Origin of the sequence: Alteripontixanthobacter maritimus (assembly GCF_003340475.1) — a bacterium.
Taxonomy (GTDB): domain Bacteria; phylum Pseudomonadota; class Alphaproteobacteria; order Sphingomonadales; family Sphingomonadaceae; genus Alteripontixanthobacter; species Alteripontixanthobacter maritimus.
This window is the reverse complement of sequence record NZ_QBKA01000002.1, coordinates 1,266,140-1,279,920: the sequence shown is the minus strand read 5'-3', so window position 1 is coordinate 1,279,920 and position 13,781 is coordinate 1,266,140. Positions and strand designations below refer to the sequence as shown.

At 63.8% G+C, this 13,781-nt stretch carries 13 protein-coding genes; 9 read left to right on the top strand and 4 right to left on the bottom strand.

Annotated features, from left to right (window positions below):
* Positions 1–6 precede the first annotated feature (6 nt).
* The 5 genes from HME9302_RS06370 (at position 7) to HME9302_RS06350 (ending at position 5,641) form a co-directional block, all read left to right on the top strand.
* Positions 7–735, top strand: coding sequence for an N-formylglutamate amidohydrolase (locus HME9302_RS06370; protein ID WP_115366326.1), 729 nt, complete (start codon positions 7–9; stop codon positions 733–735).
* 83 nt (positions 736–818) lie between these two features.
* Positions 819–2,675, top strand: a complete 1,857-nt coding sequence (ilvD, locus tag HME9302_RS06365) for a dihydroxy-acid dehydratase (protein ID WP_115366325.1) — start codon at positions 819–821, stop codon at positions 2,673–2,675.
* Complete coding sequence (locus tag HME9302_RS06360; RefSeq protein ID WP_115366324.1) at positions 2,675–3,070, top strand: hypothetical protein; 396 nt, start codon at positions 2,675–2,677, stop codon at positions 3,068–3,070. The genes ilvD and HME9302_RS06360 overlap by 1 nt, the downstream gene beginning before the upstream one ends.
* A complete protein-coding gene (locus HME9302_RS06355; RefSeq protein ID WP_326833154.1) occupies positions 3,027–4,451 on the top strand; it encodes an NAD(P)H-hydrate dehydratase in 1,425 nt (474 codons plus the stop codon). The genes HME9302_RS06360 and HME9302_RS06355 overlap by 44 nt, the downstream gene beginning before the upstream one ends.
* On the top strand, positions 4,448–5,641 hold the full coding sequence (locus HME9302_RS06350; protein WP_115366323.1) for a class I SAM-dependent RNA methyltransferase: 1,194 nt from the start codon (positions 4,448–4,450) through the stop codon (positions 5,639–5,641). The genes HME9302_RS06355 and HME9302_RS06350 overlap by 4 nt, the downstream gene beginning before the upstream one ends.
* Positions 5,642–5,644: 3 nt before the next feature.
* On the opposite strand, the gene HME9302_RS06345 is transcribed toward HME9302_RS06350, so the two are convergent.
* The 4 genes from HME9302_RS06345 to HME9302_RS06330 form a co-directional block, all read right to left on the bottom strand.
* Entirely contained in the window at positions 5,645–6,442 is a 798-nt protein-coding gene (locus HME9302_RS06345; protein ID WP_115366322.1) for a hydrolase 1, exosortase A system-associated, read from the bottom strand.
* Entirely contained in the window at positions 6,439–7,134 is a 696-nt protein-coding gene (locus HME9302_RS06340; RefSeq protein WP_115366321.1) for a hypothetical protein, read from the bottom strand. The genes HME9302_RS06345 and HME9302_RS06340 overlap by 4 nt, the downstream gene beginning before the upstream one ends.
* 24 nt (positions 7,135–7,158) lie before the next feature.
* Positions 7,159–7,440 carry a phosphopantetheine-binding protein gene (locus tag HME9302_RS06335; RefSeq protein WP_115367529.1) on the bottom strand — a complete coding sequence of 94 codons (282 nt, stop codon included), beginning with the start codon at positions 7,438–7,440 and terminating at the stop codon, positions 7,159–7,161.
* A gap of 137 nt (positions 7,441–7,577) precedes the next feature.
* Entirely contained in the window at positions 7,578–8,555 is a 978-nt protein-coding gene (locus tag HME9302_RS06330; protein ID WP_115366320.1) for a GNAT family N-acetyltransferase, read from the bottom strand.
* Between the two features lie 25 nt (positions 8,556–8,580).
* Here HME9302_RS06330 and HME9302_RS06325 point away from each other — a divergent pair, with 25 nt between their 5' ends.
* From HME9302_RS06325 to HME9302_RS06310, 4 genes are all read left to right on the top strand, one after another.
* On the top strand, positions 8,581–10,167 hold the full coding sequence (locus tag HME9302_RS06325) for an acyl-CoA ligase (AMP-forming), exosortase A system-associated (RefSeq protein ID WP_115366319.1): 1,587 nt from the start codon (positions 8,581–8,583) through the stop codon (positions 10,165–10,167).
* On the top strand, positions 10,164–11,390 hold the full coding sequence (locus HME9302_RS06320) for a pyridoxal-dependent decarboxylase, exosortase A system-associated (RefSeq protein ID WP_115366318.1): 1,227 nt from the start codon (positions 10,164–10,166) through the stop codon (positions 11,388–11,390). Before HME9302_RS06325 ends, HME9302_RS06320 begins: the two co-directional genes overlap by 4 nt.
* Before the next feature lie 196 nt (positions 11,391–11,586).
* Positions 11,587–12,234 carry an XrtA/PEP-CTERM system exopolysaccharide export protein gene (locus tag HME9302_RS06315; protein ID WP_115366317.1) on the top strand — a complete coding sequence of 216 codons (648 nt, stop codon included), beginning with the start codon at positions 11,587–11,589 and terminating at the stop codon, positions 12,232–12,234.
* A 13-nt stretch (positions 12,235–12,247) separates the two neighbouring features.
* Complete coding sequence (locus HME9302_RS06310; RefSeq protein ID WP_115366316.1) at positions 12,248–13,774, top strand: XrtA system polysaccharide chain length determinant; 1,527 nt, start codon at positions 12,248–12,250, stop codon at positions 13,772–13,774.
* The last annotated feature ends 7 nt before the right edge of the window (positions 13,775–13,781 follow it).

Genomic DNA, 13,781 nt, shown 5'->3' with positions numbered 1-13,781 from the left:
CCCGACATGATTGATGGACTGCCCTTTCGCCAGGTCGGCGTACCGCGACCCGGCGGTATCGTCTGTCTTGCGGACCATGCGAGCAGCTACGTTCCGGACGATGTGCCTTTGGGCGTGCCGCAATCGCTCGTCGAAACGCATATCGGCGTCGATATCGGAGTGGGGGGCGTGGCCGACCGGCTTGCCCGCCGTCACGCGATCCCCGCGCATATCGCCTGCGTCAGCCGCCTGGTATGCGACTTACACCGGCGCGAGGACGAAGATGCGGTCGTCCCGATCAACAGCGACGGACACCTGATCGCGGGCAATATCGGCGCCGATATCGAAAGCCGGTTGGCGAGCTATCACCGCCCCTATCACGACGCGCTGGCCAATTGGCTGGACGATGCACGCCCCGAACTGATCGTGGCGCTGCACAGCTTCACGCCCAAGCTGGAAACGACCGGAGAGCCGCGCCCTTGGGAAGTTGCACTGCTATACAATCAGGATGACCGCGCCGCGCTCCACGCGATGCGGATGTTCGCGGCCGAAGGGCTGACGGTGGGCGATAACGAGCCATATTCCGGCAAGCAGCTGAACGCCACGATGGACCGGCATGCCGAGGCGCACGGTCGCCCCTACCTCACCATCGAAATCAGGCAGGATTTGCTCGCTACCAAGGCCGAGCAGGCGCGCTGGGCAGCCTTGATCGCCGATGTCGCGAACCGCACAGCGCTGGCGATGAAGAGTAGCTAGGACGCCGCCAACAGTTTTGTGCTTAGGCTGGCGCGCCGCTTGCGGTAGAGTGTCCGCTCAAGCGCACCCATCCGGAGCCCGCCATGCCTGCCTATCGTTCCCGCACCACCACTCACGGCCGCAACATGGCGGGTGCGCGCGGCTTGTGGCGCGCAACCGGCATGAAGGACGGCGATTTCGGCAAGCCGATCATCGCCGTGGTCAACAGCTTCACCCAGTTCGTGCCGGGCCATGTGCATCTGAAGGATCTGGGCCAATTGGTCGCGCGTGAGATCGAGGCGGCAGGCGGAGTTGCCAAGGAATTCAACACCATAGCGGTGGATGACGGGATCGCGATGGGGCATGACGGAATGCTCTATTCGCTCCCCAGTCGCGATCTTATCGCGGACAGCGTGGAGTATATGGTCAACGCCCATTGCGCCGATGCGATGGTGTGCATTTCCAATTGCGACAAGATTACGCCGGGAATGCTGAATGCCGCGATGCGCCTCAACGTCCCGGCCGTGTTCGTATCCGGCGGCCCGATGGAAGCCGGCAAGGTGGTGGTCGATGGCAAGGAAAAGGCGCTCGATTTGGTGGATGCGATGGTTGCAGCTGCCGACGACAGGTATACCGACGAACAGGTCACCGATATCGAGCGCGCCGCCTGCCCGACCTGTGGATCGTGTTCCGGCATGTTCACCGCCAATTCCATGAACTGCCTGACCGAGGCGCTGGGGCTCTCGCTGCCGGGCAATGGCTCCGTCCTGGCTACGCATTCGGATCGCAAGGCTTTGTTCGAGCGGGCGGGCCGGCTGATCGTGACCTTGGCCAAGCGTCATTACGAGGAGGACGATGCTAGCGTCCTGCCTCGCAGCATCGCCAGCTTCGAAGCGTTCGAAAACGCCATGAGCCTGGATATCGCGATGGGCGGATCGACCAACACCGTCCTGCATCTGCTGGCCGCCGCGCACGAGGCCGGGGTGGACTTCACCATGTCAGATATTGACCGGTTGTCGCGCCGTGTGCCGTGCCTGTCCAAGGTCGCACCGGCGAAGGACGACGTGCATATGGAGGACGTCCACCGCGCCGGCGGGATCATGGCGATCCTAGGCCAGCTCGACCGGGCAGGGCTGCTGACCACCGCGCTGCCGACAGTGCACAGCCCGACCATGGCCGATGCGCTGGACGATTGGGACATCAGCCGCACGAATAATGGCAAGGTGCGCGAATTCTATTCCGCAGCGCCGGGCGGGGTGCCGACCCAGACCGCTTTCAGCCAGTCGCGCCGCTGGGAAAGCCTCGACACCGACCGCGAAAAAGGCGTCATCCGCAGCAAGGAAGCCGCGTTCAGCCAGGATGGCGGGCTGGCCGTGCTGTCGGGCAATATCGCGCGCGACGGCTGCATTGTGAAGACCGCCGGGGTGGATGAGAGCATCCTCACCTTCACCGGCCCCGCGCGGGTGTTCGAAAGCCAGGACGATGCGGTGGCCGCAATTCTGGCGGACGAAGTGGTGGCGGGTGATGTCGTCGTGATACGCTATGAAGGGCCGCGCGGCGGGCCGGGAATGCAGGAAATGCTGTATCCGACAAGCTACCTCAAATCGAAAGGGCTGGGCGCGGCCTGCGCGCTCCTGACCGATGGGCGGTTTTCGGGCGGAACGTCGGGCCTGTCCATCGGCCACGCCTCACCCGAGGCAGCGGAAGGCGGCACTATCGCGCTGGTCGAGGAAGGTGACACGATCCGCATCGACATTCCGAACCGGACGGTCGATCTGGATGTGTCGGACGAAGAGCTGACGCGTCGGCGCGCGACTATGGAGGCGAAGGGCGATGCCGCCTGGCAACCAGCGAAGGACCGTCCGCGCAAAGTGTCACCCGCTCTGCAGGCCTATGCCGCGATGACCACCAGCGCGGCGCTTGGCGCAGTGCGCGACGTTACACAGTTGAAGCGCCGGTGATGCGCGGTTTCGCGTCCGTCGCATTGGCTTTGACCTTGGTCGCCTGCTCGCAAAGTGAAACCGAACAGGCGCGCGAAGCGGATGCTGAACGGGTTGCCGCACTAGAGCGCATTGAATGCGCCATCGGCGAAGGCAGCCAGTTTGCCGCGATCTGCACGATCGAAGAGGTCGCAAGCGATGACGGCGCGCAAGTCGTGGTGCGCCACCCCGATGGCGGATTGCGCCGCTTCGATCGCTTGCCCGATGGCAAGGGGCTGGCCGCCGCCGATGGCGCGGACACGGCCGCGCAGTCCTATGCTGACGGAATGCTGGAAATCGCCATCGACGGCGACCGCTACCGCTTCCCCGCCCGTGCGAAATCAGCTGATCCAGCCGCTGGGAATGGCGGTGCATAACCAGATCCTGACCGCCGGACAGATGCGCGATGCGGAGCGCAAGCTGATCGCGGCGGGCATTTCCGAAACCGAGCTGATGGACCGTGCTGGACGCGGTGTGGCGGAATGGATCTGGCGCATGGCAGCGGGCCGGTCCGTGACCGTCCTGTGCGGGCCGGGCAATAATGGCGGCGACGGGTATGTGATTGCGGCGACCCTGCATACGCGCGGACTGCCGGTCAAAGTCATCGCACCCTTTGCGCCAGCCACTCCACCTGCGAAGGCCGCGCGCGACACATATCGAGGTCCGCTGGCGGAGAAGTTCGAACCTGCATCGGGTGCAACTTTTGTTGATTGCCTGTTCGGAAGCGGATTGTCGCGCCCGATCGATAACGTGTTGGCCGATGCAGCGGCACAATTACGCGCTGTGCACGATATCGGCGTGGCGGTCGATCTGCCCAGCGGTATCGCCGCCGATATGGGCGAGCTGCTGAACGATGTTGCTCCGTATGATGCGACGTTCGCATTGGGAGCCTGGAAACCCGCGCACTGGACCGGGCCGGGACAGGACCGGATGGGCAAGTTGCGGCTGATCGATATCGGTATCGAACCGGCCGATAGCGGTACGGAGCTTGTCGGCACGCCGATCATCGAGCCTCCTGCAACCGGTGCGCACAAATACAGCCGCGGACTGGTCGCGGTGGTCGCGGGTGCGATGCCGGGCGCGGCGTTGTTGTCTGCGCAGGGCGCTATGGGCGCGGGTGCGGGCTATGTGAAATTGCTGGCCGAGCACTCGCACCCGGCCGCCCCCGCCGATCTTGTGCTGGACGAGCAGTCTCTGGAAGAAGCGTTGTCGGACGAGCGCATCGGGGCGGTGCTGATCGGTCCGGGGCTTGGGCGGGACCGCAAAGCGCGCGCTCGGTTGGCCGACGCGCTGGACAGCCGGCATAGGCTGGTGATCGATGCCGATGCGCTGCATTTGCTTGGACCTGAAACGCTGGCGACCATCGACCCCGCGTGCATCCTGCTTACTCCGCATGACGGCGAACTGGCGGCGTTAGCCAAGGCTTTCGGTGCGAAGGGCGACACAAGGCTGGAACGCGCACGCGCTCTGTCGCAGCAAACCGGCGCGGCGGTATTGGCGAAGGGATGCGGAACAGTGCTGTGTGCGGATGGGCGGACCGGACTGTTCCCGCCCGGTTCGAGCTGGCTGTCCGTGGCTGGCAGCGGCGATGTGTTGGCCGGTATCTGCGCGGCGCGAATGGCTGGCGGCGCATCGGCCTATCGCGCGGCGAGTAAGGCGGTTTATCTGCATCACGAGGCGGCCGAGCTGGCTGGTCCTTCGTTTTCATCGTCCCGGCTGGCCGCGCATGTGCGCCGAGCCATGAAGCAATTTCTATGACTGAACCCATTATTCGAATCGCTGCCAAGGGGGAGGGCGTGACAGCGTCGGGCCGCCATATCGCAGGAGCGGTTACCGGCGATGTCGTCAGCGAAGATGGCACGATCGAACCCGGCCCGCACCACGCCTGCCCACCTTGCCGCCATTTCGGACGTTGCGGCGGATGCCAGTTGCAGCATGCGGACGATGCGGTGCTGGCAGACTTCGTCACGGACCGGGTGCTGACCGCCGCGCGCAAGCAGGGCATCGAACCGCTTGCGATCGAGCCGGCGCAGATGTCGCCGCCGTTCAGTCGGCGACGGGCGACACTTCATGCCGTCAATGGCGGCGGGCGAGCGCAGGTCGGGTTTCGCGAAGCGGGATCGCACAGGCTGGTCGATATTACCGAATGCCATGTGCTGCATCCAGACCTGTTCGCGCTGGTCACGCCGCTGCGCGCGATGCTGTCTGCACGGGGCGGGAAATACGCAGCCGATATAGACCTGACGCTGGCGGATGGAGGCGTCGATTGCGCGATCCGGAACCTGCAGGTCGAGGGGCTGGAACAGACCGAGGCGATGCTCGATTTCGCGCGCGACAACGGGCTGGCGCGGCTGTCGCTAGATCAGGGTTATGGGCCGGAAACCAGTTGGGAGCCGGAGCCGGTTACGATCACCCTGTCGGGCGTACCTGTCCCGCTGCCGCCCGGTGCGTTCCTGCAGGCTACACGCGACGGGGAGCGGGCCTTGCTCGCCGCGGCGCAGGACTGGATAGGCGACGCCGCGACGGTGGCGGATCTGTTCGCGGGATTGGGCACCTTCGCCTTCGCGCTGGCAGACAAGACCAAGGTTCTGGCGGTGGAAGCGGCGCGCGATACGCACCTCGCCTGCCAAAGCGCGGCGCGGGCGTATGGCCGGCCGGTCCATTCGCTGCACCGCGACCTGTTCCGCAATCCGTTGCGCGCGGAGGAACTGAACCGCTTCGACGCCGCGCTGCTCGATCCGCCCCGGGCCGGCGCGCGCGAACAGGTGGACCAGATCGCCGAAAGCAAATTGGCCCGCGTGGTCTATGTCAGTTGCAATCCAGCCAGCTGGGCGCGTGATGCCAAGCGTATGGTCGATGCAGGTTTCGTATGCCGGGAAGTGCGCCCGGTTGGCCAGTTTCGCTGGTCGACCCATGTCGAACTGGCCAGCTACTTCACACGCGACTGAACTCTATTTCGCGGACCGCAACGCGGCCACCACCTGACAGCGCAGCCAGTCGCGTGCGTCCGGTTCGACAAACGCATGGGTGGCTCCATCACAAGTGACAATGCGCGTGTCATCGGCAGGCCAGCTATCGACGAACGCTTGCGCCGTGCGGTCTTCACCCGCCAGCAGGATACGCACCGGGCCTTCGAACGACGCGATGCCGGCCGCCATGTCCTGCGCTAGCGACGTCGGCGCGGACTTGCGCTTTGCGGCCTGCTTAAGTCCGCCGGCAAGTTTTCGCAAATTCACCCCGCCGCGTAGCAGCCGACCAACTTCACGCGGGCTGGCCAGTTTCTTCAAATAGCGCGACCGGACGGCGGAAGGGGGTAGAGTGTCGTCCGCTTCGCCGGTGGTGGCATCGCTTTCGATCGTCCACGGATTGCTCAGTACCAAAGCATCAGCCCCGGCACCGCCTGCCAACATCAAAGCACTTGCGGCGTCGCAATTGCCCATCGCGACCACGCGGTCCATTTGCGGAGCGAGTGCGCGGAATGCATCGAGCGCGGCCACAATATCGGGCCCCGCGCTCAGGAAGCCGCGGTTTTCGCCGTCGCTATCGCCCACACCGCGCCGGTCGAAGCGGAAGACGGGGAAGCCGGATCGGGCGATGTGGGTTGCCAACAAGGCCTGCCCGCCGAACGCGCCACTGCGGATCTCGTTGCCGCCGCTGACCAGCAACAGCCCGGTCGTACCCGGCGCCGTGTCCAGCGTTCCGGCGCAGGCGGTGCTGCCGCAATTGAACGTGAGGTGCAGCCGGTTCATGCGCCCGCGCCGCTTTCCTGATGCAGGCCGATGGCGATGATCGCGGCAAGGGCGTCCGCCTGTTCGGGATCGTCGTCCGGCTCCGCCCGCAGCCACAGGCCCGCGCCGCCAATGACGGACTGGTCGATCACGGCCTGCACCGCATCGGGCGCGACGGTAGCCGCTTCCAGTTCTCGGAACATCTGCGCGCCGATGTGCCAACCGCCGAGCTCCATTCCTTCGATGCGCGCGGTCTCCGCCAGATCATCCCGCGTTTCCGAACGCCCGGCTTCCTTCGCCGCAATGGTCCGGGCGCGCAGCATGCCGCGCAGGATCTTCGCCCCATCAGTCGGGGCGTAAAGCCAGCCGGGCAGATCGGCGGGAGCCAGCAAGGCCCCGCCGCGCAGTGCGAAAACATGCGTCGCGCCGAAGGCATTCGCTGCTGCGCGAATTGCCACCATCCAGCCGGACAACGTTTCTTCAGCCAGCAAACGCTTGCTTTCATTTTGTCCGGCAAGATCGGGCAAGGCTGAATCGACCCCGCTCAGATCAAGTCGCCGCATGATTTCAACGGTTTGGCGGCGAAACTTGTTATGTTCTTCGAACAGCGGTGGCAGCACCAGCAGGCGGTGTTCACGCTTCTTGTCGAAGCCGGTCAGCAGCTCATCGGCAATTGTGCCGTCGTTTGCAGGGCAGGGCCATGTCGTAAACATCGAGGACCCTCTGCGACCGCGCAATCAGCGCTCCGCAACCTTGCCTTCCGTGAAGGCGAGGAGACCGCCATAAGTTTCCAGCATTTCGCCATCCACGTCGTCATCCTCGATCACGATATCGATCCGGTCTTCGATCTCGGTAAGAAGGCCAGCGACGGCCATGGAATCAAGCTCCGGCAAATGGCCGAACAGGCCGGTATCGGCATCGAACTCGTCTACATCGGCTTTGTCGAGGCCAAGCACATCGCACAAGACGGATCGCAACAGGCGGTCGATCTCGGCGCGGCTCTGCCCGACAGCGGGCATGGCGACAGGTTCGCGCGTGGCCGCGGTATCGGTGTTGCTGTTGGACATTGCGGTCATAATCGCAGCGCTTCCCTGTCATCCCCCCGGCCGCATCGCACAGCCAAAATGGCGGTGCGCGGCGCGTGTGGCGTCCGCCCTTAGCCAGCGGCCCGATGCGACGCAAGGCCGGGCAGGGAACGCAGCTTGCGCTTCAAAAGCGGCAACCATGCGGCAGGCTGGCGCGGATCGAGGCAGTCGAGCCGGTAGCGCGGGCGGTCGATCTCCATCCAGTCGCGCTTGTAACGATCGTTGCCTGTTCCGAAATCGATAAGGTTCACACGGTCCTCGTCGATGACATGACGGAACAGCGCCGCACTCAACGTGGTGCCGGCCGACAGCGCCTTGTGCGCATCCAGATGGGCCAGCTTGTGGATGTATGCGGTGCCGTTTTCGACCGTCCAGAATTGCGCTGCGACAGGCGCACCGTCATGGAAGGCGGTGGCCAGCCGCAACCGGCCCGCGGCCCCCTCCGCCTTGGCAAAGGCGTGCAGGAATGCCGGATCGCCCTCCTCGGGCTTCCAGCTATCGGCGTATACGGCCTCGTAATCCGCCCAGGCGTCATTATCGAATTGCGTCAGGAGGTTGACGTCGACCTTTTTCGCCTTGCGCTTCAGCGTGGTACGCATCCGCCCGGGCCGCGTTTCCCAATATTGATCGAAGCTGCGGCCGCCGACTTCCAGTACATGATTATGGTCGCATTGTTCACGCAGCACGCTCCAGCCGGTATCCCGAAAGGCTGCTTCGAGCGCGGACGCCGTGCCGTCCTCATCGGGAAGGGGCCACAACGTCACACGGTGCGACTGCGCTTTCAGGCCATCGACAATGGCGGTCAGTGCCGCGACGTCATTGGTGAGCGGCCGCCAGATGAAACTGTACCAGTTGCGCAAGGGTTCGATCCGCCCATTCGCCCTGGTCAGCGCCATGGCGGCATCGCCTGCAGAGACGACAAGCGGTTCCTGGCCGCTTTCCGCCAGCAATTCGAACCATTCCGCGCGGTCGAACGGGCCGCCGTCGCCGCGCGGCTGCCCTTGCACAAATTTAACCTGCCGGTGATAGCTGGCAGTCATCGCTGTCATAACGTCATCCTGGATAAACCGCCTTATGCCGCGCACGCTTTCGCGCCTTACTGCCGAAAACATTCCTGCCGCCGACCCCAAACCGCTCGACCATCTGGCCGAACGCGGTGAGGCAGGCGCGCCAGCGATTGTCTTGCGCGAAGGCGTGCTTACCCATCAGGACTTAAGAAGCCGTGTCGGCGCTATGGCGTCATGGTTGGCATCGCAGGGCTGGCCGCATGGCGCTCGGGTGGCAAGCTGGGCTGCCAAGGGGGCAGCGACGTGTCTGCTGCCGCTTGCCTGTGCTCGGGCGGGGCTGGTGCATGTGCCGATAAATCCGCTGCTGAAGCGCGCCCAGGCGGCACATATTCTGGCCGACTGCAACGCGTCGGCGCTTATTGCCACCGGTTCGCGGCTGAAGTCGCTGAACGATGGTGATGTACCTGCGGACTGCCGATCATGGGACGAAGCGCAATTTCTAGCCGAGCTTGATGCGCATACGGCTTCGCTCGGGCCATCGACTCACGACCCGGACGAACTGGCGGCGATCCTCTACACCTCGGGTTCGACCGGCCTTCCCAAAGGGGTGATCCTGAGCCATGCGAATATGTGGCTCGGTGCGGTCAGCGTGGCGCATTACCTCGAGCTGGCGGCGGACGATGTGACGCTGGCGGTGCTTCCGCTCAGTTTCGATTATGGTCAGAACCAGCTGCTGTCGACATGGTATGCAGGCGGGTCGATCGTCCCGCTGGATTATCTGTTCGCCCGCGACGTGGTGAAGGCCTGCGCGAAGCAGGGCGTGACAACGCTCGCCGCCGTACCGCCGCTGTGGTTGCAACTGGCGGAGCTGGATTGGCCGACCGATGCGGTCCGCACTCTACGCCGCCTCACCAATAGTGGCGGTGCGCTTACGGCCGACCTCGTTACCGGTCTGCAAACCATGGCTTCCGAAGCGGATATCGTGCCGATGTACGGCCTGACCGAAGCGTTCCGCTCCACCTACCTTCCGCCGCGAATGGTAGCCAGCCATCCGACTTCAATGGGCAAGGCCATACCATATGCCGAAGTGCTGGTGATAACGGATGACGGCGAACTCGCCGCGCCCGGTAAGGAGGGCGAGCTGGTGCATTGCGGACCGCTGGTGGCGCAGGGCTATTGGCAGGACGATGCTCGCACGGCGGAACGGTTCAAACCCGCCCCTGCTGCCAGTAGCTATGGCGGCACGGCGGTGTGGTCGGGCGACCGTGTGCGCCGCGACGCCGATGGTCTGCTTTATTTCGTGGGCCGCCGCGACGCTATGATCAAGAGCGCCGGCAACCGCATCAGCCCTGCCGAAGTGGAACAGGCCGCCATATCCACGGGGCTGGTTGCCGAAGCGATCGCGCTGGGTGTGCCAGACACGCGACTGGGCGAAGCGGTGCATCTGGTCGCCAGCCATTCCCCGGATGGTTTGGCTGAAAGCGATGCCGAAGCGGCTTTGACCAAGGCGCTTGCCAAGCTATTGCCCAATTTCATGCAACCCACGACGATCCACTGGCGCGAACAGCTTCCGACCAATGTAAATGGCAAGCTGGACCGGGCGGCAATCGTCGCGGATGTCCTCGCACGGCAATCTGGCGGTGCAGCGTCATGAAGCCGACAGGTCCGATTCCCGCCGGGTACGAAACGCTGGACGGCGAACTCGCCATCGGTGGCCGAACAGTGTCGCAATTGGTGGAGGACGCCGGGGAAACGCCGCTGTTCGTCTATTCCAGGCGGCTGCTCGATCAGCGAATGGCGGACCTGCGTGCCGTCATGCCTGACCGGCTCGCGATACACTACGCCGTAAAGGCCAACCCGCATGATAACGTGATCCGCCATATGGCGGGCCTAGTGGATGGGTTCGACATCGCTTCGGGCGGTGAGCTGGCTATCATGCAAAGGCTGGGAATGGATGCGGGCCCCATCAGCTTTGCCGGGCCGGGCAAGCGGGATCGTGAGCTGGACGCGGCAATCATGGCGGGCGCCACGCTCAATCTGGAAAGCGAAAGCGAAGCGGAGCGCGCACTCGCCATAGCGGCAAAAAACGGAATGACCCCGCGTCTTGCCATACGCGTGAACCCTGATTTCGAGATGAAGGGGTCCGGCATGAAGATGGGCGGCGGGGCAAAGCCGTTCGGAGTGGATGCGGAGCGCGTGCCCGAACTCGGCCGGCAGATCATCGCGGCAGGCGCCGATTTCCGTGGGCTGCATATCTATACCGGCAGCCAAGCGCTGAGCGCGGAGTCGCTCATCGAGACGCAGGGGAACGTGCTCGATCTGGCAACGCGGCTTACCGACGAGATCGGCGTCGATCTGCCAAAGCTGAATATGGGCGGCGGGTTCGGCATTCCGTATTTCGACAAGGACCAGCCGCTCGATATCACCGCCATCGGCGCTGGGTTGGAGCAGCGCTTTGCCAATCTTCCGCCGCGCCTCGCCAATACGCATTTATGCATCGAGCTTGGGCGATATCTGGTTGGCGAAGCGGGCGTGTATCTCACCCGTATTCTGGACCGGAAGGTGAGCCATGGCGAAAGCTATCTCGTGACCGATGGGGGGCTGCATCACCAATTGGCGGCGTCCGGCAATTTCGGCACCGTGATACGGCGCAACTACCCGGTTGCCATCGCCAACCGGTTCGAAGCGGCACCGATCGAGGTCGCAAGCATTGTCGGCTGTTTGTGCACGCCGCTCGACAGGCTGTTGGACAAGGCACACCTTCCAAGGGCCGAAGTGGGTGATCTCGTCGCCGTCTTCTGCGCCGGCGCGTACGGCGCAACTGCCTCGCCATCCGCGTTTCTGGGCCAGGGCCCCGCACTCGAACTGCTGGTGTAACGCGCCGGGGTCTTAACCCTTCGGCAAGCCCGCGTCCCGATCTGGGACCGGCCCCAAACCAGCCAGTCAATCCTAACGGCTTATTCACCAAATAAGCGCATCAGACTCTCAACCACGCGGGTCAGTCCGCCGGCAGGAGGTCGCTCCTCCCCGGAAACATAAGGACGTTCGCCGCTCAGGCCGAGGATTGAATGTGATGCCGTATACCCGATTTGCCCCTCTTCTTGCCGGCACTGCCGTTGCTGCGCTGTCGCTTTCCGGCTGCGCGGGAACAGGCGGCGGACGCGAGTTGCCGCCAGCCGCTTTCGTTTCGATGCAGGAAGGTCCGGGTGAGGAATACGTGATCGGCCCACTCGACGAGCTGACCATTCACGTCTGGCGCAATCCGGAACTTGGTGCGCAGGCGATCCAGGTGCGCCCCGACGGCCGTATCACCATTCCGCTAGTCAGCGATATGCCCGCCGTAGGCAAGACGCCGACGATGCTGGAACAGGATATCCGCCTGCAGCTCAGCCAGTTCATTCAGGAACCGATCGTATCGGTCATCGTGAACAAATTTGCCGGCACATTCAGCCAGCAGGTTAGGATTATCGGCGCGACCGAGAAACCCGCCTCGATCCCGTTCCGCGCCAATATGACCGTGCTCGACGCGATGATCGCGGTGGGCGGCCTGTCCGAATTTGCCGCTGGCAACCGCGCCAAGCTGATCCGTTTCGACAAGCGCGTGGGACGGCAGGCGGAATATGCCCTGCGGCTGGGTGACCTGCTGAAAAAGGGCGAGAGCAGCGCCAATGTCATGCTGATGCCGGGTGATGTGATCATCATCCCCGAAAGCATGTTCTGAGGAACGCGGACCGATGAACGAAGTCTTCGAAGAGATCCGTGCAGGGCTGCACTCGGTGTGGAACCGACGCTGGCTGGTGCTTGGCGTTGCCTGGGGCGTGTGCATCCTGGGCTGGCTGGTGGTCGCCATGATCCCTAATTCCTACGAGTCCAAAGCGCGCATCTTCGTGCAGCTGGATGATGTACTGGCTCAGCAAATCGGCATTGCCAATGGCGGGCAGCAGGAAATCGAGCGGGTCCGCACGACGCTGACCAGCCAAGTGAACCTGGAAAAGGTCATCAAGTCGACCGCGCTGGGAGCCGACATCGGCGACCCGCGCACGATGGAGCGTGCCACGACATCGCTGGCGGAGAACGTGACCATCGTCAGCGAGCAGGACAATCTGTTCGAAATCACCGCGACTGTCGGCAAGAGCGAGTTCTCCGACGCCGAAAATGCCAAGCTGGCACAGAACGTAGTCCAAAAACTGATCGATATCTTCCGTGAGGAAAACATCGCTGGAAATCGCGGCGAAGTGGCGCAGACCATCGTGTTCCTCGACCAGCAACTGGAAGAGCGCAAAGTCGAACTGGAAGAAGCCGAGCAGAACCGGCTGGCTTTCGAGACAGCCAATCCCGAACTGATCGGCGGCAGCACCGCCATCAACAGCAAGCTCGATCGCGCCCGGACCGAACTGCGCGGTGTCGATGCCGATCTTGCCGCCGCCCGCAGCGCGCTAGCCGCCATCAACGGGCAGCTTGCAGGCACACCCCGGATGATCATGACACCGGCTGCCCAACAAGGCGGCGCACGTGCTGCGTTGCAGCAGGCGCAGGCGCAGCTGGCCGGTTTGCAAGCGCGCGGCCTGACGCCGCAACATCCCGACGTTATCGCCAGCCAGCGACAGGTGTCGCTGTTACGACAGCAGGCGGCCAACGAACGGTCGCCAGAAGCGAGCGGCTCCCCCAATCCGGCCTATACTTCGCTGATCTCGATTCAGGCCGAACGGCAGGCTAACGTCCAGTCGCTGGAAGCGCGCAAGGCCGCGCTGGGTGCGGATTATTCCAGCTTTCTTGCGAACCAGGCGAACGAACCATCGGTCGCCGCCGAAGCCAACCGCATTAGCCGCGATTACGAAGTCCTGAAGACGAAGTATGACGAATTGCTGCAGGACCGCGAGGAAATGCAGTTGAGAGGTCAGGTGGAAAGCGAACGAAGCTCATTCCGTTTCGAGGTTATCGATCCGCCGTCCACGCCCATCGCCCCGGCTGCGCCCAATCGTCCGCTCTTGCTGCTGGGCGTTCTGGTTGCGGGCATCGGTGCGGGCGTCGCCGCGGCCTTTGCGCTCAGCCAGCTAAAATCCACTTTCGCCACCACGGCCAAGCTGGAGCGCACGCTCGACCTGCCGGTGCTTGGCGCGATTTCCGCCACCCTGACCGACAGCGCACGGGCATTGCGAGCGCGCCAATTCAAGATGTTCGTCGCCGGATGCGCGGCTTTGGGCGGATTGTTCGTAATGTTGCTGGCGGTGGAAATCCTTCAGCGCGGCACGGTTGCGTGAGGAACAG

Excerpts from the sequence above, each read along its gene's own strand:
- HME9302_RS06335 (WP_115367529.1), bottom strand. The coding sequence starts at position 7,440 with ATGCCCGCTGTCGGGCAGAGCCGCGCCGAGATCGACCGCCTGTTGCGA.
- ilvD (WP_115366325.1), top strand. The coding sequence starts at position 819 with ATGCCTGCCTATCGTTCCCGCACCACCACTCACGGCCGCAACATGGCG.
- HME9302_RS06345 (WP_115366322.1), bottom strand. The coding sequence starts at position 6,442 with ATGAACCGGCTGCACCTCACGTTCAATTGCGGCAGCACCGCCTGCGCC.
- HME9302_RS06350 (WP_115366323.1), top strand. The coding sequence starts at position 4,448 with ATGACTGAACCCATTATTCGAATCGCTGCCAAGGGGGAGGGCGTGACA.
- HME9302_RS06325 (WP_115366319.1), top strand. The coding sequence starts at position 8,581 with ATGCCGCGCACGCTTTCGCGCCTTACTGCCGAAAACATTCCTGCCGCC.
- HME9302_RS06370 (WP_115366326.1), top strand. The coding sequence starts at position 7 with ATGATTGATGGACTGCCCTTTCGCCAGGTCGGCGTACCGCGACCCGGC.
- HME9302_RS06340 (WP_115366321.1), bottom strand. The coding sequence starts at position 7,134 with ATGTTTACGACATGGCCCTGCCCTGCAAACGACGGCACAATTGCCGAT.
- HME9302_RS06310 (WP_115366316.1), top strand. The coding sequence starts at position 12,248 with ATGAACGAAGTCTTCGAAGAGATCCGTGCAGGGCTGCACTCGGTGTGG.
- HME9302_RS06315 (WP_115366317.1), top strand. The coding sequence starts at position 11,587 with ATGCCGTATACCCGATTTGCCCCTCTTCTTGCCGGCACTGCCGTTGCT.
- HME9302_RS06320 (WP_115366318.1), top strand. The coding sequence starts at position 10,164 with ATGAAGCCGACAGGTCCGATTCCCGCCGGGTACGAAACGCTGGACGGC.
- HME9302_RS06360 (WP_115366324.1), top strand. The coding sequence starts at position 2,675 with ATGCGCGGTTTCGCGTCCGTCGCATTGGCTTTGACCTTGGTCGCCTGC.
- HME9302_RS06330 (WP_115366320.1), bottom strand. The coding sequence starts at position 8,555 with ATGACAGCGATGACTGCCAGCTATCACCGGCAGGTTAAATTTGTGCAA.